The sequence below is a fragment of the Amycolatopsis vancoresmycina genome (genome assembly GCF_000716785.1).
In the GTDB taxonomy this organism is placed as follows: Bacteria; Actinomycetota; Actinomycetes; order Mycobacteriales; family Pseudonocardiaceae; genus Amycolatopsis; species Amycolatopsis vancoresmycina.
Window position 1 is genome coordinate 397,654 of the sequence record NZ_JNYY01000006.1, and the last position, 21,850, is coordinate 419,503.

Genomic DNA, 21,850 nt, shown 5'->3' on the forward strand with positions numbered 1-21,850 from the left:
CGCCGAAGGGCGGCTCCCACTGCGGGGAACCGCCCTCCTAGCGCACTACCTCAGCCGATCAGTCGTTCTCGGCTTCGCCCTGCTCCTCGTGGCCCGCGCCGATGCTGACCGGCGGGGCGTCCGGGATGGACGACGGACGGCGCTCGCCGCGGAACGTGAACCGCGCCTGGTCGTCCTTGTCCTCCGGGTTGCCGCTCCAGCCCTCGACGTCGACCAGGATGATCTGGCCCGGCTCGACCTCGCCGAACAGGATCTTCTCCGACAGCTGGTCCTCGATCTCGCGCTGGATCGTGCGGCGCAGCGGCCGCGCGCCCAGCACCGGGTCGAAGCCGCGCTTGGCCAGCAGCGACTTGGCCTTCGCCGTCAGCTCGAGCTCCATGTCCTTGGCCTTGAGCTGGGTCTCGACCCGGCCGATCATCAGGTCGACCATCTGGATGATCTGTTCCTGCGTCAGCTGGTGGAACACGATGATGTCATCGATCCGGTTCAGGAACTCCGGGCGGAAATGCTTCTTCATTTCCTCGTTGACCTTCTGCTTCATCTTCTCGTACCGGGTGCCGGTGTCGTTGGACCCGGCGAACCCGAGCGAGACGGACTTCGAGATGTCCGACGTGCCCAGGTTGGACGTGAAGATGAGGACCGTGTTCTTGAAGTCGACCGTGCGGCCCTGACCGTCGGTCAGGCGGCCGTCCTCCAGCACCTGCAGGAGCGTGTTGTAGATCTCCTGGTGCGCCTTCTCGATCTCGTCGAACAGCACCACCGAGAACGGCTTGCGCCGCACCTTCTCGGTCAGCTGGCCACCCTCTTCGTAGCCGACGTAGCCCGGAGGGGCACCGAAGAGCCGCGAAGCGGTGTAGCGGTCGTGGAACTCGCCCATGTCGATCTGGATGAGGGCGTCGTCCTCGCCGAACAGGAACGAGGCCAGCGCCTTCGACAGCTCGGTCTTACCGACACCGGACGGGCCGGCGAAGATGAACGAGCCCGACGGGCGCTTCGGGTCCTTCAGGCCGGCGCGCGTACGGCGGATCGCCTGCGAGACGGCCTTGACCGCGTCCTCCTGGCCGATGATGCGCTTGTGGAGCTCGTCCTCCATGCGCAGCAGCCGGGTGGTCTCCTCCTCGGTCAGCTTGAACACCGGGATGCCGGTCCAGTTGGCCAGCACCTCCGCGATCTGCTCGTCGTCGACCTCGGCGACGACGTCGAGGTCGCCGTCCTTCCACTGCTTCTCCCGCTCGCCCTTCTGGCCGAGGAGGGTCTTCTCCTCGTCACGCAGGCGGGCGGCCCGCTCGAAGTCCTGCGCGTCGATCGCGGACTCCTTGTCGCGGCGGACGTTCGCGATCTTCTCGTCGAACTCGCGCAGGTCCGGCGGCGCGGTCATCCGGCGGATGCGCATCCGGGCGCCGGCCTCGTCGATCAGGTCGATCGCCTTGTCCGGGAGGAACCGGTCGTTGATGTACCGGTCCGCCAGGGTCGCGGCGGCGACCAGCGCCGAGTCGGTGATCGAGACGCGGTGGTGCGCCTCGTACCGGTCGCGCAGGCCCTTGAGGATCTCGATCGTGTGCTCCAGCGACGGCTCGCCGACCTGGATCGGCTGGAACCGGCGTTCGAGGGCGGCGTCCTTCTCGATGTACTTGCGGTACTCCTCGAGGGTGGTCGCGCCGATCGTCTGCAGCTCACCGCGGGCGAGCATCGGCTTCAGGATCGAAGCCGCGTCGATCGCGCCCTCGGCGGCACCCGCCCCGACCAGCGTGTGCAGCTCGTCGATGAACAGGATGATGTCGCCGCGGGTCTTGATCTCCTTGAGCACCTTCTTCAGGCGCTCTTCGAAGTCACCGCGGTAGCGGGAGCCGGCGACCAGGGAGCCCAGGTCCAGCGTGTAGAGCTGCTTGTCCTTGAGCGTCTCGGGCACCTCGCCCTTGACGATGCTCTGCGCGAGGCCCTCGACGACGGCGGTCTTGCCGACGCCGGGCTCGCCGATGAGCACCGGGTTGTTCTTGGTCCGGCGGGACAGCACCTGCATGACCCGCTCGATCTCCTTGCCGCGCCCGATGACCGGGTCGAGCTTGCCCTCGCGGGCGAGCACGGTCATGTTGCGGCCGAACTGGTCGAGGACCAGCGAAGACGACGGGGTGCCCTCACCGCGGCCGGAACCGGTTTCGGTGGACTCCTTGCCGCCCTGGTAGCCCGAGAGCAGCTGCAGCACCTGCTGGCGGACCCGGTTGAGGTCCGCACCCAGCTTGACCAGTACCTGCGCGGCGACGCCCTCGCCCTCGCGGATCAGGCCGAGCAGGATGTGCTCGGTGCCGATGTAGTTGTGGCCGAGCTGCAGCGCTTCGCGCAGCGACAGCTCCAGCACCTTCTTGGCGCGCGGCGTGAACGGGATGTGCCCGCTCGGCGCCTGCTGGCCCTGGCCGATGATCTCCTCGACCTGCACCCGCCTCGCGCGGTCGGTGAACCTCTCAAACATGTGCACTCCCTCGACTGCTGCGCCGGCGGCCCGTTTCCATCGTGCTTTCACCGCGATGGATTCAGCACCGTGAGACCACTCTAGTAGCCAAGTCGTCGCGCTGGCGTACCACTACGGCTCTCGGCGGTCGTTCCCGCACCCGGACGTGGCATCTGCCGGGTGCTTCCATCATCAGGTTGCCCTGCACCTTTACGTCAAGCCCAACGTGCGGAGCGCCATCCGGATTCCGCCATCCGCGCGGTGTCCGCTCACCGCGAACAGTCCGCAAGCTGGGAGTACCCCACCCGATTGGCGGAGCCACCGAAAGTCTGTAAGGTTAGGCACGCCTAATCCCCTACGGCGCTTCGAGGAGGGCCGCGGTTGAACCAGCAGCGGTCCTTCCGTGACGCACGCGAGGTCGGCGACGGCCTCGCGTCGTCGTTGCGGCGGGTTTCGGGCCGGCAGGGCCGCAGTGAGCTGCGCCGCGACGTCCCGGCGGGCTGGATCCGCTGTTCGGAGCTGCTGGAGACACCGGCGTACTTCGACGAGTGGCGCGGCCTGCTGGGCGACTGGCTGCTGCGCGAGCACTCCTCGGCACCGGCCCGCACGACGGCCAGCTGGGTGATGACCTGGTACCTGCACGTACCGGCGTACGTCGGCGCGCTGCTGCTGCACCACGAGCGCCGGGTGCCGTCGCTGAAGCCGTCGGAGCTGGCATTCCGCCTGTCCGACGACCGCCCCCACCCGGACGGCATGGCGGTGCTGGGTGACGCGTTCCACTGCCTCCCGACGGACCCGGGCTCGGCCCGCCCGGAGGCCACGGTGGTCCGCGACGAGCGGGCGCTGGCGGCGGTGCTGAGAGCGCGTTACCTGGCGCACGCGGCCCAGTTCGTCCGGGCGTACGCGCCGCTGAGCAGACTCGGCCGCCGGACGCTCTGGGCGGCGGCGACGGACGCGCTGGAGAACTCGCTGTGGTGGGCGGGACGGCAGGGCGGCACCCCGGAGGCGGAGGGCGCGGGCGTGGCGGACGCCGCGCTGGTCCTCGACGAGCGGTACCCACCGCTGACGTCGGCGTCGACGCTGCGCCTGACGGCGGACCGCGAGTGGACGCGGCGCCGCGAGAGCTGCTGCTTTTCGTACCTGCTGCCGTCGGCCGACGAGTGCGACGGCTGCCCGCGCACCTGCCCGCGCTGACTCAGGGCGTCCAGCCCGGGTCCCGGCCCGCCGCGCCCAGCGCCCGCGCCAGCGGCGGCGCGTCCTCCGCCACCGCCACCGCCGGCCCGTAGACGCCCATCGACCGGGCCTGCTCGCCCATGGCCACCGCCGACTCGTACACCGCCGTCGCCGCCGCCGGGTCGCAGTCCAGTGCCTGGCCGCTCGCCCGGGCCAGGTCCCAGCCGTGCAGGACGAACTCGCCCAGCACCATGTCGCCCACCACCGCGGCCGGCAGCTCCGCCGTGCCCAGCGCCGTCGTGCCCGTCCAGGCCGACGGCGTCTCGAAGACGTCGACCAGCGTCTCCGTCTGCTTCTCCAGGGCCGCCCGCCAGTCGTCGGTCACCAGTGCCGCCTCCGCCTCGCCGCCGGACGGCGACGGCGGGGACTCGCGCCGTCCCGCCGCGACGAGCCACGGGCCCCAGTACAGGAGGTGGTTGAGCAGCCCGCGCACGTCGTAGCCCGCGCAGGGCGTGGGGGCGGTCAGGTCGGGGACCGCGCGGACGATCCGGAGGAATTCGGCCGCGGCGGGCCGCACCAGCTCGGCGTTCATGTCCGTGATCCAAACCCCCCGCCCGCCGGGCCGTATTGGACGAACGCGACAGCTACCGTGGGCGAGTGGGCGAACACCGGATCCCGCGCGGCATCGTGGCCGGGGCCACCGCGCGCACGATGTTCACGCTGACGCGGCACCCGCCGGCGCCCGAGCTGGCCGAGTTCGTCGACTACCACTGGATCCTGCGGTGGGACCGCACCGGCAAACCGCCGTACGAACAGCGCGTGCTGCCGAACCTCGCGGTCCACGTGACGTTCTTCCCCGGCGCTTCCGGCGTCCACGGCCCGGCCCGTGCCGTCTTTTCGCACCGGCTGACCGGCCGCGTCCAGGGCTTGGGCGTGCGATTCCGGCCCGGGTGCTTCCGCGCGTTCCTCGGCGGCCCGGTGCGTGACATCGCCGACCGCGCTGTCCCGCTCGCGGACGTTTTCGGCCCGGCGGCCGCGCGGGCCGCGGAATCGGTGCAGTCGGCGCGCGACGATGCGGAAATGGTCCGTGCGGTCGACAACTTGCTGATCGCAAATCCCGTGCGGCTCTCACCCGCGGCACGGGAGGCGGCGGAGGCGGTGGAATCAATCGCACGCGATCCGGGAATTACCCGGGTGGCGCAACTGTGCGCGGATACTGGACTAACCACCCGCTCTGTCCAGCGTATGTTCGCCGAACACGTCGGCTGCCCGCCCAAGTGGGCGATCCGGATATACCGCCTCAATGACGCAGCGCAGCGGCTCGTCACGGAAGGACAGCCCGATTACGCCGGTCTGGCGGTGCGACTGGGCTATAGCGACCAGTCGCACTTCATCCGCGATTTCCGGACCGTGACCGGGCTGTCGCCAGCCGAGTACGTCCGAACCGCCGGCGCGGACGGCGGGGAACCGGACAGCGACCGGACATGACAAAGCCGCCGGGTGCGAATTCACCCGGCGGCCACCACCTCTGGCAACCCCCGCGTCACCAGAATCGCCACCCCCGGCACGGGACAACGGCCTGCCGGTGACCGGCCGTCAACCCGTGCTGGGCGGCGCGAACAGTCTTCAGTTCTTCTTGTGGTAAGCCTCGACGACCTCGGAGGGGATGCGGCCGCGGTCGGAAACCGCGTATCCGTTCTTGCGCGCCCACGACCGGATGGCCTGGTTCTGCTCGCGGTCGACCGCCGCCGGCCGGGCCGAACCCTTGCCACCCGCGACCGGGCGCACCGAAGCGCGCTTGCGGCCACCCGCGCGACGCGCGTGCTCGACATACTGGGCGAGGGCGTCCCGCAGCTCCTCGGCGTTTTCCGAGGAGAGATCGATCTGGTAGCTGACGCCGTCCAAACCGAACTCGACGGTCTCTTCCGCCTCACTGCCGTCGAGGTCGTCGACCAGCGAGACGAGCACCTTCTGTGCCATCCGTTTCCTCCTGCGGGGGTTACTCAATGATCCGGGTTCGGGGCGAGCCCCGGAACAGAAGACTTTGTCCAGAACATTAGTACCCGCTTCCGGAGTGCAGCGCAAATCTCATATCCATAACCCGGCCGCTATGCACACGGCCGGGTTATTCGGGACGCACCAGCGGGAAGAGGATGGTCTCCCGGATACCGAGACCGGTCAGCGCCATGAGCAGCCGGTCGATCCCCATTCCGACACCACCGCTCGGCGGCATTCCGTACTCGAGGGCGCGGAGGAAATCCTCGTCCAGCCGCATGGCTTCGCTATCGCCCGCGGCGGCCAGCAGGGACTGTTCGGTGAGGCGTTCCCGTTCGACGACCGGATCGACCAGCTCGGAGTATCCGGTGGCGAGTTCGAAACCGCGCACGTAGAGGTCCCACTTCTCCGCCACACCGGCCCGGGAGCGGTGCTGCCGGGTCAATGGGGAGGTCTCCAGCGGAAAATCACGGACAAACGTCGGTGCGTGCAGGTGATCTCCGACGAGGTGTTCCCACAGTTCCTCGACCAGCTTGCCGTGCCCCAGCTTCGGATCCACTTCCAGGCCCCTGGCCTGCGCGAATCCGAGCAGTTTGGCGGCCGGCGTCTCCGGCGTCACCTCTTCGCCGAGTGAATCGGACAACGACTCGTACATTCCGAGTGTGGTCCATTCGCCGGAGAGGTCGTACTCCGAACCGTCGGGCAGGGTGACGACCTGCGTGTCCAGCACCGCCTGCGCGGCCTCCTGGATCAGCTCGCGGGTCATCACCGCGTTCGTGTCGTACGTGGCGTAGGCCTCGTAGTACTCGAGCATCGCGAATTCGGGCGAATGCGACGAGTCGCTGCCCTCGTTGCGGAAGTTGCGGTTGATCTCGAAGACCTTCTCGATGCCGCCGACGACGCAGCGCTTGAGGTAGAGCTCCGGCGCGATCCGCAGGAACAGCTCCATGTCGAACGCGTTGGAGTGCGTGACGAACGGGCGGGCCGTGGCGCCGCCGTGCAGCGTCTGCAGCATCGGCGTCTCGACCTCGGTGAACCCGCGGCGGTGGAACGACTCCCGCAGCGACCGGACCACGCCGGCGCGCGTGCGCACGACGTCCCGCGCGCGCGGGCGCATGATCAGGTCGACGTAGCGCTGGCGGACCCGCGTCTCCTCGGCCAGGTCCTTGAAGGCGTTGGGCAGCGGGCGCAGCGCCTTCGACGTGATGCGCCAGGAGTCGGCCATCACCGAAAGCTCGCCGCGCTTGGACGTGATGACCTCGCCCTGCACGAACACGTGGTCGCCGAGGTCGACGTCGGACTTCCACGCCGCCAGCGCGGCTTCGCCGACCTTCGCGAGGCTGATCATCGCCTGCAGCTCGGTGCCGTCGCCTTCGCGGAGGCTCGCGAAGCACAGCTTGCCCGTGTTGCGCAGGAACATGACCCGGCCGGTGACGCCGACGGTCTCGCCGGTGGCGGTGTCGACGGGCAGCCCGGAATGCGCCGCGCGCACCTCGGCGAGCGTGTGCGTGCGGGGTACCTCGACCGGGTAGGGATCGATGCCCTCGGCGAGGATCCGGTCGCGCTTCTCCCGGCGCACCCGCATCTGCTCGGGCAGTTCGTCTTCGGCGGGCTCGCTGGTGGAAGCGGGGTTTTCGGTCATGGCCCATAGGGTACGAACCCCGTCGCCCGCTACGCCAACCGGATTACCTTTGCTTTCGGTCGGTTAACCTGGGTTTCGTGAGTGACCCCACACCCGAGCACCGCGCCCGGCGGGCCGCTTCGTTCGGCGCCCGCGCAACCGAATACGCCCGGCACCGGCCCGACTACCCGCGAGAAGCCATCGAGTGGGGCCTTTCCGGGGCGACCGGCACCCCGAACCGGGTGCTCGACCTGGGCGCCGGAACCGGCAAACTCACCCTCGGCCTCACCGCACTGGGGCTCGACGTCACCGCCGTCGAACCGGACCCGGAAATGCGCGCGGAACTGGCGCGGGCCGTGCCGTCGGCGACGTCGCTGGCCGGCCGGGCGGAACAGATCCCGCTGCCGGACGGCGGCCTGGACGCGGTGTTCGTCGGCCAGGCGTTCCACTGGTTCGACGTGCCGGAGGCGATGACGGAGATCGCCCGCGTGCTGCGCCCGGGTGGCGTCTGCGTGCCGGTGTGGAACTACGAAGACGAATCGGTGCCGTGGGTCGCCGAGTTCACCGAACTGGGCCGCGACGGTGCCCGCCGCCCGGCGAGCGTCGAAGATTTGCGCCACGTCACCCACCCCGCGTTCGAGTCTTTCGAATGCGAACGGTTTCGCCATGTGCAACGGCGCACCGCGGAGAGCCTCCTGGAAACGATCGCGACGTATTCGATGGTGATCGTCTCGGCCCCGGACGAGTCGGCGGCCCTGCTGAACCGGCTCCGGCAGTTCCTGGCCACGAATCCGGCGACGGCGAACGGCGAGTTCGACCTGCCGCTGGTCACCACGGCGTTGCGCGCGCGGCGCCGCTGAACCGCGGCTTGACCTCGACCTCGGTGGAGGTTCGATACTGCGGGAATGCGCAGGAAATCACTGGGGCGGGCCTTGATCTCGCTGACCTCGCTGGTGACGGCCGTCGGCCCGTACAAGGCCGACTGGAACGAGACGCACGTGTTCAACCCGGCCTGGCCACCGCACGCGAAGTTCCACAACGGCCAGACGATGAGCCTCGGGCTCGCGCTGGGGGCGACGAGCCTGTGGCAGCTCTGGCGGCGGCCGACCCGGGCCGGTCTCGACGCGGGTGCCGTCCTGGCGTCGCTGTACTGGGTGACGCAGATTTCGGCGCTGGCCTACCCCGGGTCCCGCGCGGTGGACCCGCCGGGGGCCGACCGGTTCCCGCAGGCGAAGGTCGCCTTCCCGGCGCTGGCGGTGACCGCGCTGGGGTACGTGCTGGAGCGCCGCCGGCTGGCCCGGGGCTGAAGGGCGTCAGGCCCGGGTGTTGCGCTCGTACACCAGCCGCAGGCCGAGCAGGGTCAGCTCCGGCACGTGGTCGGTGATCGTCTCCGACTCGCCGATCACCAGCGGCGCCAGGCCACCCGTGGCCAGCACCGCCACCGGTTCCGTCCCGCCCGGTGCCAGCTCGCGGACGATCCGGCGGACCAGCCCGTCCACCTGGCCCGCGAACCCGTACAGGATCCCGGACTGCAGGCACTCCACGGTGTTCTTGCCGATCACCGACCGCGGCGGCACCAGTTCGACCTTCCGCAGCGCCGCCGCGCGCAACGCCAGCGCGTCCACCGAAATCTCGATGCCCGGGGCGAACGCGCCGCCGAGGAACTCGCCGCGGGCCGAGATCGCGTCCACGTTGGTCGACGTGCCGAAGTCGACCACCACGCACGCCGTGCTGTGGAGGTGGTGCGCGGCCAGCGTGTTCACCAGCCGGTCCGCGCCCACCTCCTTCGGGTTGTCCACCAGCAGCGCCACGCCCGTGCGCACGCCCGGCTCCACCACGATCTTCGGGATCCGGGCGTAGTAGCGGGCGAGCATCACCCGCAGCTCGCGCAGCACCGCCGGCACCGTCGACAACGCGCTGATCCCGGTCACCGCGTCCGCGTGCGGGCCGAGCAGGCCGCGGACCGTCAACGCCAGCTCGTCGGCCGTGATGCGCGCGTCCGTGCGCATCCGCCAGTCGCCGACCAGCGTGTCCCCGGACCACAGCCCCAGGACGATGTTCGTGTTGCCGACGTCGACGGTGAGCAGCAAGCGGGTCAGCTTTCCGCGTGCAGCAGCGCGTCGAGGCGGCGGGCGTCCGCCGTCTCGGCCACCGGGAAGACCGCCGTCTCCTCGTCCGCGGGCAGGGTCACCGTGCCGGACAGCAGCCCGGACCCCTCCGGTGCGTGCCCGGGATCGGTGTGCCGGTGGACGATCCGGTTGTCCGCGTCGACGAACACCACGCGCGGCTGGTACGCCGCCGCCTCGGCGTCGTCCATCTGGCCGTACGAGATGAGGATGACCAGGTCACCCGGGTGCACCAGGTGGGCCGCGGCGCCGTTGATGCCGAGCACCCCGCTGCCGCGTTCCCCCTTGATGACGTAGGTCTCCAGCCGCGCCCCGTTGGTGACGTCCACAATGGACACCTGTTCCCCCGGCAGCAGGTCCGCGGCCTCCATCAGGTCTTCGTCGACCGTCACCGAACCGACGTAGTGCAGGTCGGCCTGGGTCACGGTGACCCGGTGGATCTTCGACTTGAGCATCGTGCGGTACATCGTGGACTCCTATTCCCCTGCGTCCCGCTCCGGGTGCGCCGGGTGGTCCACCGACGCGCCGAGCAACACCGGAACGTTGTCGATCAGCCGGGTACTCCCCACCCGGGCCGCGATCAACAGCCGTGCTTCACCGTCGACGGGCGCGGGCCCGAGGTCGGTTCCCCTCAACTCCAGGTAATCCACCTCGACCGCGGGCCGCGCGGCGAGGGTCTTCCACGCGGTCTCGAGGACCGCTTCGGCCCCGTCCCGGCCGACGAACGCCCCCGCGGTGAGGGCGGCCGACAGGACGATGGCGTCTTCGCGCTGTTCCGGCGTCAGGTAGACGTTGCGCGACGACAACGCGAGCCCGTCGCGCTCCCGCACGGTCGGCACGCCGATCACGCGCGTGTCGATGTTCAGGTCGCGCACCATCCGCTTGATCAGCACCAGCTGCTGGTAGTCCTTTTCGCCGAAGAACGCGTAGTCCGGACGGAGCAGGTTGAACAGCTTCGCCACGACGGTGAGCACGCCGGCGAAGTGGCCGGGCCGGACGGCACCTTCGAGTTCTTCGCCGAGCGGTCCCGGGTGGACGGTCACCACGGCCCCTTCGGCGTACAGGGCGTCCGCGCTGGGCGTGAACGCGATTTCGACGCCGTCTTCGCTCAGGACGCCGAGATCGGCCTCCAGCGGCCGCGGGTACGCCTCGAAGTCTTCGCCCGCGCCGAACTGCAGCGGGTTGACGAAGATCGAGGTGGCCACGACGGTGTTCGGCAGCCGCTTCGCGCGGCGGATCAGCTCGCGGTGCCCGGCGTGCAGCGCGCCCATGGTCGGCACGAGCGCCAGCTTGCGGCCGACGCCGTGCAGCGCCCGGCCGACCTGGCTCGCGTGCTCGGGGGACGCGAACGTGTTCAGGGTGCCGCGGCTGAATTTCGGTGTGGTCACTGGTCTGGGTGCCCTTCGGCGGGATCGTCGAGGAGTTCGGTGAGGTCTTTGGCGGCCGCGGTGTCCAGCAGCCCGGCCGCCGTCGAACGCGCCACCGTGCGCTTGGCCAGCGCGCGGTAGGCCGGCGCCACGTCCGGCGCCCGGTCCGCCAGCACCGCGAGGTGCTTGCGGACGGTGCCGGCGTCGCCACGCGCGACCGGGCCGGTGAGGGCGCGGTCGCCGTGTCGCAGCACATTATCCAACGCGGCCGACAGCAGTGGTGCGACCAGGCGTTCGGAATGCCCGATTCCGGCCTGGCGCAACAGGTCCGCGCAGTCCGCGACCAACGTCATCAGGTGGTTCGCGCCGTGGGCCAGCGCAGCGTGGTAGAGCGCTCGCGCGGAGTCGGGGATCCGCACCGGTTCGGCGCCCATCTCGACGGCCAGCGCTTCGCCGACGTTCCACGCCGCTTCGTCGTCCTCGGCCGCCGTGACGCCGATGCTGCACGCCGCCAGCCGTTCGAGGTCCTCTTCGCGGCCGGTGAACGTCATCACCGGGTGCAGCGCGAGCGGCAGGGCCCCGGCCTCGGCCGCGGGGGCCAGCACGTCGATGCCGTGCGCCCCGGAGGTGTGCACGACGATCTGCCCCGGCCGCAGCGACTCGGTGGCGACCAGCCCGCGGACCATCCCGGCCAGCGCGTCGTCGGGGAGGGCGAGCAGCACCAGGTCCGCCCGGCGGACGGTCTCGTCGGGCGGCAGGAGCGGCACATCGGGGAGGAGGCGTTCGGCGCGGGCCAGCGACGAAGCGGACAAGCCGGACGCGGCGACCACGGTGTGCCCCGCCCGGGCCAGCGCGGCGCCGAGCACGCTGCCCACCCGGCCGGCGGAAACGACGCCGACCGCGAGGCGGGCGGGCCGCATCATGGCGTGCGCCTGTGGACGCTCATGGTTGGCAGACTCCCTCTGCTCTCGTTCCAGTCCCTTCGCGGGTACCGGACGACGGCGCGAGACTAACTCGGGTCAGCGGGCGTCGTTGAGCCCGGGTGACCAGCTTCACCCGGACCGGGTCACCCGCGGGCGGCCTCGTCGGCGAGGCGCGTCGCCTCCGCACGGGCGGCCTTCAGGGTGCGCAGCAGCTCCTGCTGGCGCTGCCGGTCGGCGTCGCTGGTGAGCTGGTGCCGGTCGAGGAACGCGAGCTCCGTCACGCTGGCCTGGTAGACGGCGACGGCTTTCGCAGCCTGCTTACCGGACTGCCGTTTCGCCTGCCGCCGCCAGGCCCGCCGCCCGGGCAGGCTGGCCAGCAGCTCGACCTCCGACGGCGCGATCCACCGAGCGGCGGCCATGTGCGGCAGCGCGGCGGCGATGATCCGCTGCTCCCGCCGTCGCTGCAGGACAACCAGGTAGACGACCCCGAGGAAGAGCGGAAGCATGATCAGGAAGTAGACGGTGAGGAACTTCGACCCGCCGAGCAGCGCGGCGCTGTTCCACAGCGCGTGCAGGCAGACGGCGGCGAGGTACCCGGCGACCGGCGCGATGATCTTGAGCGCCTTGGTGGTGGTCCGCGCGGCGATCCCGATCCCGATGCCGGTGAGCACGGCGAACAGCGGGTGCGTGAAGGGAGCGAGCACGCCCCGCAGGAAGAAGGCGGTGATGACGCCCTGGCTGTGCCCGTCACCGAAGCCGTAGTCGTAGAAGGCCCGGCCGAAGTAGTAGATGTTCTCGGTGAAGGCGAACCCGGCGGCGCTGAACCCGGCGTAGACGACACCGTCCACGACACCGTCGAACTCACTGGACCGCCGCCAGAGGATGAGCACGACGAAGAGGGCCTTCGCGGCCTCCTCGACAACGGGAGCGGAGACGAGCGCGGCCACGGTGTTGCCGCTGCCCTGCCCGAGCAGCTCGTCCCCGACGGCTTCGGCGGTGGTGTTGATGAGCAGCGCGGTGATGGTCGCGATGCAGGCGCCCCAGGCGAAGGCGAGCAGCAGGAACTTGGCGGGCTCGGGCTCCCACCGGTCGACCCAGAGGAACCCGGCGACCACCCCGGCCACGGGCACGAGCGCGGCGAGAACCCCGATGGTGACGGCGAGCGGCCCGACCCGCGCGGTGGCCAGCCCGAAGAGGAACAGGCCGCAGAGGGCCACGACGATCAGCCCGAGCACCGGCAGCAGCACGGTGATCCGGCGAGGCCGCCGTCCGCGGTCGAGTCCCGTCGCGGGCGAGAGGGTTCCGCTCACAGCCGGTCACCCTACGCAGAGCGGACACGAAGAGAAACGCCACCTCGGTCTTCCGAGCCTCCGGGACCGGCAGGTGCGCGCGGTTCGGCACACCCGGCAAGCACGAGGTGCGCTTGCCGGACCGCCTGAGGTGCGGTTCGCGGACCCAGGCCAGGCAGGTGCGCTCGCCAGGCCGCGTTCGCTCCCGCGCATCTGAGGCGCGCTCGGCTCACCCAACTCGAGCCGCCGAAGACCACGTCAGGTGGCTCGCCGGGCTCAGTCTTCCGCGCGGCGGCGGCGTCGCGGTGTCGAACCCGTGCCGCCGTTTGCGGCCAGTAGCTCGCTCACCGAACGGCCCGCCGCGTGGGAGCCGCTGCCCGGGGCCGGCTCGGGGGCCGACCGGCGGCCGTTGCGGGCTCCGTTGTGGCCGTTCTGCTCCACCTCGGCCGGGTCGACCGGGGCCATTCCGCGGCGGGACATCGAGGCCCGCTCGGCGACCATGCCTTCCCAGGCCGGTGGCTCGCCGTCCGGGCGACGGCGGCGGCCGCCGGCGGGTGGCTCCGGGGCCGCGGGGACCGCCGGCAGCTGCTGGGAGTCCTCCGGCTTGCGGCGACGGCCGCCCGAGCGGCCCTGGAAGTTGCGGACCGACTCCGGCAGCGTCGGGTTCGCCAGCGGTGCCGCGTCGGCCTGGGCCGCCGCCTCGCCCGGCGCGCGGTGGGACCCACCGTGCCGGGACGGCGGCTCCTCCAGGATCGGCGACATGTCCGCCCGCGAGAACTGCTCCAGCCGCGACGGGCGGCGGCCGTCGGCGGCCGGGACCGGCGTCGTCGGGGGCACCACCGGGGGCAGGTCCGTGCGCGACGGCTGCCGCGGCGCCGGGCTCTTGCTCGGCACCGGCGTCGTCGGCGGGACCACCGGCGGCAGGTCGGTGCGGGACGCCGCGGCGTCCCGCGGCATCGGCGGCTTCGGCTCGGGCGGCTTGGGCCGGTTCGGGCGCTGACGCTCGGCGAAGTCGTCGCGGTTCTGGAACGCCGCGCTCAGGTCCTTGACCGGCCGGATGTCCGACCGCGACATCTCGGACGGCTTCGGCGGCGGCACGTTCGCCCCCGGCCCCGGACGCCCCGGCGCCCGCGGCGGCTCGGGCGCCTTGCGCGGGTCGGGACGCACGCCGTTCGGCTGCCCACCGACACGCGGCAGATCCGGCCGCGACATCTCCACCCGCGGGATATCGGGCCGCGACATCTCAACGCGAGGAATGTCCGGACGCGACATCTCCACGCGCGGAATGTCCGAACGCGACACCTCACCACGCGGAACGTTCGGCCGCGGCGCCTCGACGCGCGGAATATCAGGCCGCGACATCTCGACCCGGGGGATGTCCGGACGCGACATCTCCACCCGAGGAATGTCCGGACGCGACATCTCCACCCGGGGAATGTCCGACCGCGACACCTCGGCGGGCCGGATGTCCGACCGCGACATCTCCGCCCGGCGCGCGGGCGGCGGCTCGGGACGGCGGATCTCGGTCTTCGGCTCCGACGGGCGCCGGATCTCCGTCTTCGGCTCCGACGGACGGCGGATCTCGGTCTTGGGCTCGGCCGGCCGTGGCACGTCCCGACGCGTCGGGTCGGCCGCGTCCGGGCGGCGCTCAGGCTGCTTCGCCACTTCGTCCGGCTTCGGCAGCCGCATCGGCTGCGACTCGGCCTGGCGGCGCGCCGCCTCGGCGCGCAGCTCCGCGGCCTTCAGCTCGCGCTGCGCGGCGTTCAGCGCCGGGTCGACCGGCGGGACCGGCGGACGGCGTTCGCTCAGCGGCTTCGGCCGGGCCAGCTGCTGGGTGCTCTGCACGGAGACGTTCGCCGGCGCCTTCGGGACCGGCTTGCCGCCGAAGCCCTTGCCCTTGCCGAGGCCGCCCTTGCCGTTCGCGGGCTTCGCGCCCGACGCCTTGCGGCGGCGCTCGTCGAGGACGCGGTCGATCAGCTCGGTCGGCCGCTCGCCGCCCTCGACCGGCTTCTTCCCGGCCATCAGCTGAGCGGGCTTCTTCTTCGGCGCGGCGTCCGGGATCAGGCGGTTCTCGTCGGACAGCTTGCGCATCCGGGTCGCCTGCGCGGTCAGCGCGACGCGTTCGAGCAGCACTTCGCCGCCGAACAGCGACTGGAGGCTGTCGCGCAGCGCGGACACCTCGGCGCGCAGCGCCTCCAGCTCCTCGCGGCCCTTGGAGTCGGCGACGGAACTCTTCTCCGCCTCCACCTCCAGCTCGAATTCGCGCCGGGCCGCGATCTCGCGTTCCAGCTCCAGTTCGTACACAGCCTGCGCCTCGGCGACCGCGTCCTCGCTCTGTGCCGCGTGCTTGCGGTACTTCACGGCGAGGAAGGCGCCGATCAGGGCGGCCCAGAGGGCCGCGACGATCCCCAGCCGGAGATAGCGGAGGTCGTCGCTGAGCACCAGTGCGAGGGTGGCTCCGATGGCGAGGACAAAGCCGACAACGAGCCACGGCCTGCCCAAGAGGCGGCCGCGCGAGTCGTCACCCACGCCGGTCATGTCTGACACCGTACCTGCTCGTAATCCGAACGAGACCTACTCGGTCCAGCGAGCGGTGCGATTCCAGCGCTAACCGGTCGTCCCGCGGGTGGGCTCACGATCGTGGTCACGCGGGGTCCGGCAGCAGTGTTCGAGCCACAAAGCCGCTGCTACCAGGGCTGCGGCGGACACCACGCCGACCACCGCGGCCCGGGTGTCGAGCACCGCGGCGACGAGTTCGTCACGTCGCGGAAAAAGATAGGCGAGCGCCGCCAGCCAGGCGCCCGCCATGAACGCTCCGGCGAGTGACGACGCCTTGGCGAGCGCCACTGATCGGGCGACCCCGATGGCGGCAACGACCCGGCCGCTCTTGATCCGCGACCGGATCGAAAACGCCAGCACGAGCTCGATCACGGCCAGCACGGCGAAGGTGATGCCGGCGAGCAGCGGCAGCTGCGGCAGCGAGCCGTACGCGACCTGGAAGAGCAGGTAGCCGAGGCCAAGGCCGAGCAGACCGGCCACCACCAGGTCACGGGGCCGGGTGAAGTGCATGCCCCAACCGTACCGTGGAAGAGTTGACTCTCCCCCGACTGGAGAGTTCACCATGCGTCTTGTGGGCACCACCGCAACCTTCACCATCGGCGAGCTGGCCCGCCGGACCGGCCTGCCGGTCAAGACCATCCGGTTCTACTCGGACGAGGGCCTGCTGCCCCCGACCGACCGGACGGACGCCGGCTACCGGCTCTACGACGCGGCGGCGATGGCCCGCCTGGAACTGGTCCGCACCCTGCGCGAGCTGGGCCTCGGCCTGGCCGACGTCTCCGCCGCACTGGCCCGGTCGGCGACGGTCGGCGAGCTGGCGACCCGGCACGTCGAGGCCCTCGACGAGCAGATCCGGCGGCTGCGGCTGCGCCGGGCGGTGCTGCGTGCGGTGGCCAAACGCAACTCGGAGCTGGAGGAAGTGAACCTGATGAACCGACTCGCGTCGATGTCCGACGAGGAGCGCAAGCGGCTGGTCGACGAGTTCTGGGACGAGATGGTCGCCGGGCTCGACATCGACCAGGACTTCTACCGCCGGATGCGCTCGGGGAAGCCGGAACTGCCGGACGACCCGTCTCCCGAGCAGCTCGAGGCCTGGATCGAGTTCGCCGAGCTGGTCCAGGACCCGGACTTCCGCGCCCTGATCCGCCGCATGAGCGAGACCCAGGCCCAGCAGATCCGGGACGGCGATTTCGAGCAGCCGGCGGAAGCCTGGCGAACGCACTGGAACGACTGGATGGCGCGCGCCCAGGAGGCCGTCGACGCGGGAGAAAGCCCGACGTCGGAACAGGGGCAAGCGCTTGCGGCCACGATCGCGGCCGCTTCCGCGCGCCCGGACCAGGACGCGGACTCGGCGGAGTTCCGCCGCGAGCTGGCGGACCGGTTCGCGGCCAGCGGCGACGACCGCGCCGAGCGCTACTGGCAGCTGCTGGCGATCATCAACGACTGGCCGCCGGTCCCGACCACCCGGCCCGCGGTCGGTTTCATGATCGCGGCGCTGCGCGGCTGACCGCACGGTGACTACCGTTCGACGACGGCCCGGGAACGGACCGTAACGAACACGCACGATCCACCGATGTGAATCCGTTTCAGCGCAACTCGAGGTCCGTCCGGCGGACCGTGGCCACCTCGGCCGCCGGCCGGGCCCCCAGCAGCTCCGCGATCGGGCCGTGGCCCGGCAGGACCGCGTCCGGGGCGATCTCCACCCAGGGCACCAGCACGCTCGCGCGGTCCGGGGTGCCCGGGTGGGGCAGCAGCAGCTCGGGGTCGTCGGAGGTCACGCCGTCCACCGTCACCACGTCGACGTCCAGCGTGCGCGGGCCCCACCTCAGCTCGCGGACGCGGCCCGCCGCCTTTTCCGCCGCCTGGCCCGTGCGCAGCCACGCCCAGTGGTCGCGTGCCGGGTCGTCGACGAGGCACACGGCGTTGAGGAAGTCCGGCTGGTCCTCGACACCCCACGCCTTCGTCTCGTAGACGCTCGACACCGCGACCAGCGCCGGGCGCACCGCGTCCAGGGCCAGCTCCAGGAAGGCCAGCCGGTCGCCCAGGTTGGACCCGAGGGAAAGGACCGCCCGGCTCACCGGTCGCGCCGGACCGTGACGGCCACGTCGTCGAACGTGAGCGGGATCGGCGCCGACGGCTTGTGCACCGTCACCTCCACCCCGCCCAGGCGCTCGTCGCGCATGACCTCGTCGGCGATCCGGCCCGCGACGCTCTCGATGAGGTCGTACGGCTCGCCCGCGACGATCCCCGCCGCCACCTCGGCCAGCTCGCCGTAGTGGAGCGTCTTCGTCAGGTCGTCCGACGCCGCGGCCGGCCCGAGGTCGAGCCACACCGTGATGTCGACGACGAACTCCTGGCCGTCGCGCTTCTCGTGCTCGAACACGCCGTGGCGCCCGAACACACGCAGGCCGGTCAGCGTGATCCGGTCAGACATCCGGCGAACCCTTCCACCAGGCGGCGGCCACCGCGACCGCGTCGAGCGAAGCCCCGACCTCGTGCACCCGGACACCCCAGGCGCCGGCCGCCGCGGCGAGCGCGGAGATCGCGGCCGTGGCGTCCTCGCGGCCGTCCGGCGGGCGGGGCGTACCGTCCTTTTCGGACAGCAGGCGGCCGAGGAACCGTTTCCGGGAGGCCCCGACGAGCACCGGGAAACCAAGCGACAGCAGCGAATCGAGGCCGCGCAGCAACGCCCAGTCGTGCTCGGCGTTCTTCGCGAAGCCGAGCCCGGGGTCGAGCACGATCGCGCTTTCGGCGACGCCCGCCGCCAGTGCTTCGTCCACTCTGGACAGCAGCTCGGCGCGGACGTCCGCCACCACGTCGTCGTACTTCGCGAGCGCCTGCATGTCCTTGCTGTGCCCGCGCCAGTGCATCAGCACCCACGGCACACCGCTCTCGGCCGCGACGCGCGCCATGTCGCGATCGGCCAGGCCGCCGGAGACGTCGTTGATCACCTTCGCCCCGGCGTCGAGCGCCGCGGCGGCGACGGTCGCCCGGGTGGTGTCGACCGACAGGTGGATGCCTTCGCCGGCGAGCGTCCGGATGACGGGCAGGACGCGCCGCAGTTCCGTTTCGGCGTCCACCCTGGCCGCCCCCGGCCGGGTCGACTCGCCGCCGACGTCGATCAGGTCGGCCCCGCGCGCCCACATTTCCCGGGCGTGCTCCAGCGCCTGGTCGAGCCCGAGGTACCGGCCACCGTCCGAAAAGGAATCCGGCGTCACGTTCAGCACGCCCATCACGACGCACCGGCCGGGAGCGGGAAGCCCCTCGCTCACCGGCGCGCCTTGATGAGGTCGAGCGCCTCCGCCCGCGAAGTGGCGGAGTTCTTGAACTGCCCCCGCACGGCGGAGGTGGTGGTGCGCGCGCCCGGCTTGCGGATGCCGCGCATGGCCATGCAGAGGTGCTCGGCCTCGATCACCACGATCACCCCGCGCGGCTCCAGCTTCCGCACGATCGCGTCGGCCACCTGCGACGTCAGGCGCTCTTGGACCTGCGGGCGCTTGGCGTAGAGGTCGACGACCCGGGCGAGCTTCGAGAGCCCGGTGACCTTCCCGGCGGCGTTCGGGATGTACCCGACGTGCGCGACGCCGTGGAACGGCACCAGGTGGTGCTCGCAGCTGCTGTACATCGGGATGTCCGTGACCAGCACGAGTTCCTCGTGGGACTCGTCGAACGTCTTGTCCAGCACCGAGTCCGGCTCGGTGTACAGGCCCGAGAACATCTCGCGGTACGCGCGGGCGACCCGGGCGGGGGTGTCCTTCAGACCGTCCCGCTCCGGGTCTTCACCGCACGCCAGAAGAAGCTCGCGGATCGCCTTCTCCGCCCGGTCGTGGTCGAAGACCGGGCGGTCGGCGTCACTGGGGCTTGTCTGGTCCATCCACGTCACGACGTTCTCCCTCGTTCTGCTGGTTGCCCGCCTGATCGGCGAACCAGCCGTGCTCACGAGGGCGTTCTTCACCACCGGGCCGCCACGACTGGCCCGGCTGACCGCCCGGCGAGGTCGCGGGCGTCCAGCCCGGAGGGGCACCGTAGTTCGGCGGGCCGCTCTGGCCGGCCGCGCTGCCCGGGTAGTTGCCGCCGGGCTGCTGGCCGCTGCCGTACGTCTGCGGCCAGTGCGCCGTTCCGTTGGGGCCGCCGTTCGGCGCGCCGTAGGGACGGCCGCCGTTCGGGTAGGCACCCGGCGGGGCGTACGGGTTCGCGTTCGGGTCGACCGGCGACGGGTACGGCGGGCCACCGGGCAGGTCGCCCGCGCCCTGGGCGGTGCCGACCGGGGTCGGCTCCGGCTTCAGGACCGGCTTCTCCTTCTCCGGCGGCGGCCACGGCTCACCGCGCTCCATCGCCAGCTCGCCCGGGGTCTTGATCGGCGGCTTGTCCGACGGCGTCCGCTCACCGAACTCGTTGAACACGGTGATGTGCGGCCGCTTCTCGACCGTCGCGAAGATCCGCTCCAGGTCCTTGCGGGTCAGCGTCTCCTTCTCCAGGAGCTCGATGACCAGCTCGTCGAGCACGTCGCGGTAGGTGTTGAGCACGTGCCACGCCTCGGTGTGCGCCGTCTCGATGAGCTTGCGCACCTCCTCGTCGATCTCGTGCGCCACTTCCAGCGAGTAGTCCGCCTGACGGCCGGCCGAGCGGCCCAGGAACGGGTCGCCCTGCTCCTGGCCGTACTTGACCGCGCCGAGCCGGGCGCTCATGCCGTACTCGGTGACCATCGCGCGGGCGATCTTCGTCGCCTGCTCGATGTCCGAGGACGCGCCGGTGGTGGGCTCGTGGAAGACGAGCTCCTCCGCCGTGCGGCCACCCATCGCGAAGACCAGCCGCCCGATCATCTCGGAGCGGGTCATCAGGTCCTTGTCGTCCTCCGGGACGAGCAGCGCGTGCCCGCCCGTCCGGCCGCGCGGCAGGATGGTCAGCTTGTAGACCGGTTCGATGTCCGGCATCGCCCACGCGGCGAGCGCGTGCCCGCCCTCGTGGTAGGCCGTGATCTTCTTCTCCTTCTCGGAGATGATCCGGCTCTTGCGCGCCGGGCCGCCGACGACGCGGTCTACCGACTCCTCCAGCGCCGCGTCGGTGATCACGTGCCCGTTCTGGCGGGCGGTGAGCAGCGCGGCCTCGTTGAGCACGTTCGCCAGGTCCGCGCCGGACATGCCGACCGTGCGCTTGGCCAGGCTGGACAGGTCCGTGCCCTGGGCGATCGGCTTGCCCTTGGCGTGCACCTCGAGGATCGCCTTGCGGCCGCGCAGGTCGGGCGCGGACACCGGGATCTGCCGGTCGAACCGGCCGGGACGCAGCAGCGCCGGGTCGAGGATGTCGGGCCGGTTGGTGGCCGCGATCAGGATGATGCCGCCGCGGGCGTCGAAGCCGTCCATCTCGACGAGCAGCTGGTTCAGGGTCTGCTCGCGCTCGTCGTGCCCGCCGCCGAGGCCGGCGCCGCGCTGGCGGCCGACCGCGTCGATCTCGTCGACGAAGATGATGCACGGCGCGTTCTGCTTGGCCTGTTCGAACAGGTCACGCACGCGGGAGGCACCGACACCGACGAACATCTCGACGAAGTCCGAGCCGGAGATCGTGTAGAACGGCACGCCCGCCTCGCCGGCGACGGCTCGCGCGAGCAGCGTCTTACCGGTACCCGGCGGCCCGTAGAGCAGCACGCCCTTCGGGATCTTCGCGCCGAGCGCCTGGTAGCGCGCCGGGTTCTGCAGGAAGTCCTTGATCTCGTACAGCTCTTCGACGGCCTCGTCGGCGCCCGCGACGTCCCCGAAGGTCGTCTTGGGCATGTCCTTGTTCAGCTGCTTGGCCTTGGACTTGCCGAAGTTGAGGACGCGGTTGCCGCCGCCCTGCGCGTTGTTCATCATCCACATCAGCAGGCCCAGCACGAGGGCGAGCGGGATGGCGAAGATGAGGATCTGCGTCAGCACGCCCTGCTGGGTCACCTTGGTGGTGAACTTGATCGGCTGGCCGCCCGCCTTCGCCGCGATCAACGAGTCGTAGATCGGGCGGGTGGCGTCCGCCGGGTACTGCGAAATGATCTGGGTGACCTGCTGGCCCTCGACGTCGATCGGCTTGGCCAGCAGCAGCTTGAGCTGCTGTTCCTTGTCCTCGAGGCTGGCTTCCTTGACGTTGTTCGAGGTGATCTGGGAGTTCGCCACCGAGATGGGTGCCTGGGTGTACCCACGATCACTGTCGAAGATCGTGTTGTACGCGAACAACGCCAGCAACCCCGCGACGATCCACAGCAGTGGGTTCCTGAGCACGCTCTTCCGGTTCATACGACTCGGCCCTGGTGGCCTCGACCCTCCCTGGTTGGGCGGCTCCTGTGATACCCGCCATCACGATCTTGACAACCCGTGGTGCCTG

At 71.1% G+C, this 21,850-nt stretch carries 21 protein-coding genes and 1 pseudogene; 5 read left to right on the top strand and 17 right to left on the bottom strand.

The features are described from left to right. Positions 1–58: 58 nt before the first annotated feature. Positions 59–2,554 (bottom strand): annotated as a pseudogene (locus tag OO60_RS16945) (ATP-dependent Clp protease ATP-binding subunit); the annotation flags it as partial. 273 nt (positions 2,555–2,827) lie between these two features. On the opposite strand from OO60_RS16945, the gene OO60_RS16950 reads away from it, so the two are divergent. After that, positions 2,828–3,640, top strand: coding sequence for a (2Fe-2S)-binding protein (locus tag OO60_RS16950; protein ID WP_003075197.1), 813 nt, complete (start codon positions 2,828–2,830; stop codon positions 3,638–3,640). A 1-nt stretch (position 3,641) separates the two neighbouring features. On the opposite strand, the gene OO60_RS16955 is transcribed toward OO60_RS16950, so the two are convergent. Next, entirely contained in the window at positions 3,642–4,211 is a 570-nt protein-coding gene (locus OO60_RS16955) for a TIGR03086 family metal-binding protein (RefSeq protein WP_003075199.1), read from the bottom strand. A gap of 35 nt (positions 4,212–4,246) precedes the next feature. Here OO60_RS16955 and OO60_RS16960 point away from each other — a divergent pair, with 35 nt between their 5' ends. Next, positions 4,247–5,107 (top strand): AraC family transcriptional regulator, encoded by an 861-nt coding sequence (locus OO60_RS16960; RefSeq protein ID WP_033261637.1) that lies wholly within the window; start codon positions 4,247–4,249, stop codon positions 5,105–5,107. 138 nt (positions 5,108–5,245) lie between these two features. On the opposite strand, the gene OO60_RS16965 is transcribed toward OO60_RS16960, so the two are convergent. Both OO60_RS16965 and lysS read right to left on the bottom strand, forming a co-directional pair. After that, on the bottom strand, positions 5,246–5,599 hold the full coding sequence (locus OO60_RS16965) for a histone-like nucleoid-structuring protein Lsr2 (RefSeq protein ID WP_003075203.1): 354 nt from the start codon (positions 5,597–5,599) through the stop codon (positions 5,246–5,248). 145 nt (positions 5,600–5,744) lie between these two features. Continuing rightward, on the bottom strand, positions 5,745–7,256 hold the full coding sequence (gene lysS / locus OO60_RS16970; protein ID WP_003075205.1) for a lysine--tRNA ligase: 1,512 nt from the start codon (positions 7,254–7,256) through the stop codon (positions 5,745–5,747). Between the two features lie 77 nt (positions 7,257–7,333). Between lysS and OO60_RS16975 the strand changes: the two genes are divergently transcribed. Then, the gene (locus OO60_RS16975) at positions 7,334–8,095 is read left to right on the top strand and encodes a class I SAM-dependent methyltransferase (RefSeq protein WP_003075207.1); all 762 of its coding nucleotides are present in this window, start codon (positions 7,334–7,336) and stop codon (positions 8,093–8,095) included. A gap of 45 nt (positions 8,096–8,140) precedes the next feature. Further along, complete coding sequence (locus OO60_RS16980; protein WP_033261638.1) at positions 8,141–8,542, top strand: DUF6640 family protein; 402 nt, start codon at positions 8,141–8,143, stop codon at positions 8,540–8,542. 6 nt (positions 8,543–8,548) lie between these two features. Here the strand turns inward: OO60_RS16980 and OO60_RS16985 are convergent, their stop codons facing one another. From OO60_RS16985 to OO60_RS17015, 8 genes are all read right to left on the bottom strand, one after another. Continuing rightward, a complete protein-coding gene (locus tag OO60_RS16985) occupies positions 8,549–9,325 on the bottom strand; it encodes a type III pantothenate kinase (protein WP_003075211.1) in 777 nt (258 codons plus the stop codon). Between the two features lie 5 nt (positions 9,326–9,330). Then, positions 9,331–9,828 carry an aspartate 1-decarboxylase gene (panD, locus tag OO60_RS16990; protein ID WP_003075212.1) on the bottom strand — a complete coding sequence of 166 codons (498 nt, stop codon included), beginning with the start codon at positions 9,826–9,828 and terminating at the stop codon, positions 9,331–9,333. Positions 9,829–9,837: 9 nt separating this feature from the next. Continuing rightward, complete coding sequence (panC, locus tag OO60_RS16995) at positions 9,838–10,749, bottom strand: pantoate--beta-alanine ligase (protein ID WP_003075214.1); 912 nt, start codon at positions 10,747–10,749, stop codon at positions 9,838–9,840. Next, positions 10,746–11,705: a Rossmann-like and DUF2520 domain-containing protein gene (locus tag OO60_RS17000; RefSeq protein ID WP_420835553.1), complete on the bottom strand. Its 960-nt coding sequence runs from the start codon at positions 11,703–11,705 to the stop codon at positions 10,746–10,748. Before OO60_RS17000 ends, panC begins: the two co-directional genes overlap by 4 nt. An 89-nt stretch (positions 11,706–11,794) precedes the next feature. Continuing rightward, a complete protein-coding gene (locus tag OO60_RS17005) occupies positions 11,795–12,898 on the bottom strand; it encodes a PrsW family intramembrane metalloprotease (RefSeq protein WP_003075218.1) in 1,104 nt (367 codons plus the stop codon). A 318-nt stretch (positions 12,899–13,216) separates the two neighbouring features. Continuing rightward, on the bottom strand, positions 13,217–15,478 hold the full coding sequence (locus OO60_RS17010; RefSeq protein WP_033261639.1) for a DUF6779 domain-containing protein: 2,262 nt from the start codon (positions 15,476–15,478) through the stop codon (positions 13,217–13,219). After that, positions 15,475–15,588, bottom strand: coding sequence for a hypothetical protein (locus OO60_RS48425; protein ID WP_425304650.1), 114 nt, complete (start codon positions 15,586–15,588; stop codon positions 15,475–15,477). Before OO60_RS48425 ends, OO60_RS17010 begins: the two co-directional genes overlap by 4 nt. Next, the gene (locus OO60_RS17015) at positions 15,548–16,009 is read right to left on the bottom strand and encodes a DUF3180 domain-containing protein (RefSeq protein ID WP_004562714.1); all 462 of its coding nucleotides are present in this window, start codon (positions 16,007–16,009) and stop codon (positions 15,548–15,550) included. Before OO60_RS17015 ends, OO60_RS48425 begins: the two co-directional genes overlap by 41 nt. 61 nt (positions 16,010–16,070) lie before the next feature. Here OO60_RS17015 and OO60_RS17020 point away from each other — a divergent pair, with 61 nt between their 5' ends. After that, positions 16,071–17,006, top strand: coding sequence for a MerR family transcriptional regulator (locus tag OO60_RS17020; RefSeq protein WP_004562713.1), 936 nt, complete (start codon positions 16,071–16,073; stop codon positions 17,004–17,006). A gap of 79 nt (positions 17,007–17,085) precedes the next feature. Here the strand turns inward: OO60_RS17020 and folK are convergent, their stop codons facing one another. Genes folK through ftsH form a run of 5 tightly spaced genes read right to left on the bottom strand, consistent with a single transcriptional unit; the run spans position 17,086 to position 21,762 of the window. Continuing rightward, on the bottom strand, positions 17,086–17,577 hold the full coding sequence (gene folK, locus OO60_RS17025; RefSeq protein WP_004562712.1) for a 2-amino-4-hydroxy-6-hydroxymethyldihydropteridine diphosphokinase: 492 nt from the start codon (positions 17,575–17,577) through the stop codon (positions 17,086–17,088). Next, positions 17,574–17,933 carry a dihydroneopterin aldolase gene (folB, locus tag OO60_RS17030; protein WP_004562711.1) on the bottom strand — a complete coding sequence of 120 codons (360 nt, stop codon included), beginning with the start codon at positions 17,931–17,933 and terminating at the stop codon, positions 17,574–17,576. The genes folK and folB overlap by 4 nt, the downstream gene beginning before the upstream one ends. Beyond that, complete coding sequence (folP, locus tag OO60_RS17035; protein ID WP_004562710.1) at positions 17,926–18,732, bottom strand: dihydropteroate synthase; 807 nt, start codon at positions 18,730–18,732, stop codon at positions 17,926–17,928. Before folP ends, folB begins: the two co-directional genes overlap by 8 nt. Before the next feature lie 35 nt (positions 18,733–18,767). Continuing rightward, positions 18,768–19,373 (bottom strand): GTP cyclohydrolase I FolE, encoded by a 606-nt coding sequence (gene folE, locus OO60_RS17040; RefSeq protein ID WP_004562709.1) that lies wholly within the window; start codon positions 19,371–19,373, stop codon positions 18,768–18,770. Further along, positions 19,351–21,762, bottom strand: a complete 2,412-nt coding sequence (ftsH, locus tag OO60_RS17045; protein ID WP_033261641.1) for an ATP-dependent zinc metalloprotease FtsH — start codon at positions 21,760–21,762, stop codon at positions 19,351–19,353. The genes folE and ftsH overlap by 23 nt, the downstream gene beginning before the upstream one ends. Between the last annotated feature and the right edge of the window lie 88 nt (positions 21,763–21,850).

Coding starts and splice junctions, on each gene's coding strand:
- OO60_RS16955 (WP_003075199.1), bottom strand. CDS start 4,211: ATGAACGCCGAGCTGGTGCGGCCCGCCGCGGCCGAATTCCTCCGGATC.
- OO60_RS16965 (WP_003075203.1), bottom strand. CDS start 5,599: ATGGCACAGAAGGTGCTCGTCTCGCTGGTCGACGACCTCGACGGCAGT.
- lysS (WP_003075205.1), bottom strand. CDS start 7,256: ATGACCGAAAACCCCGCTTCCACCAGCGAGCCCGCCGAAGACGAACTG.
- OO60_RS16980 (WP_033261638.1), top strand. CDS start 8,141: ATGCGCAGGAAATCACTGGGGCGGGCCTTGATCTCGCTGACCTCGCTG.
- panD (WP_003075212.1), bottom strand. CDS start 9,828: ATGTACCGCACGATGCTCAAGTCGAAGATCCACCGGGTCACCGTGACC.
- OO60_RS17010 (WP_033261639.1), bottom strand. CDS start 15,478: ATGACCGGCGTGGGTGACGACTCGCGCGGCCGCCTCTTGGGCAGGCCG.
- OO60_RS17015 (WP_004562714.1), bottom strand. CDS start 16,009: ATGCACTTCACCCGGCCCCGTGACCTGGTGGTGGCCGGTCTGCTCGGC.
- folB (WP_004562711.1), bottom strand. CDS start 17,933: ATGTCTGACCGGATCACGCTGACCGGCCTGCGTGTGTTCGGGCGCCAC.
- folP (WP_004562710.1), bottom strand. CDS start 18,732: ATGGGCGTGCTGAACGTGACGCCGGATTCCTTTTCGGACGGTGGCCGG.
- folE (WP_004562709.1), bottom strand. CDS start 19,373: ATGGACCAGACAAGCCCCAGTGACGCCGACCGCCCGGTCTTCGACCAC.
- ftsH (WP_033261641.1), bottom strand. CDS start 21,762: ATGAACCGGAAGAGCGTGCTCAGGAACCCACTGCTGTGGATCGTCGCG.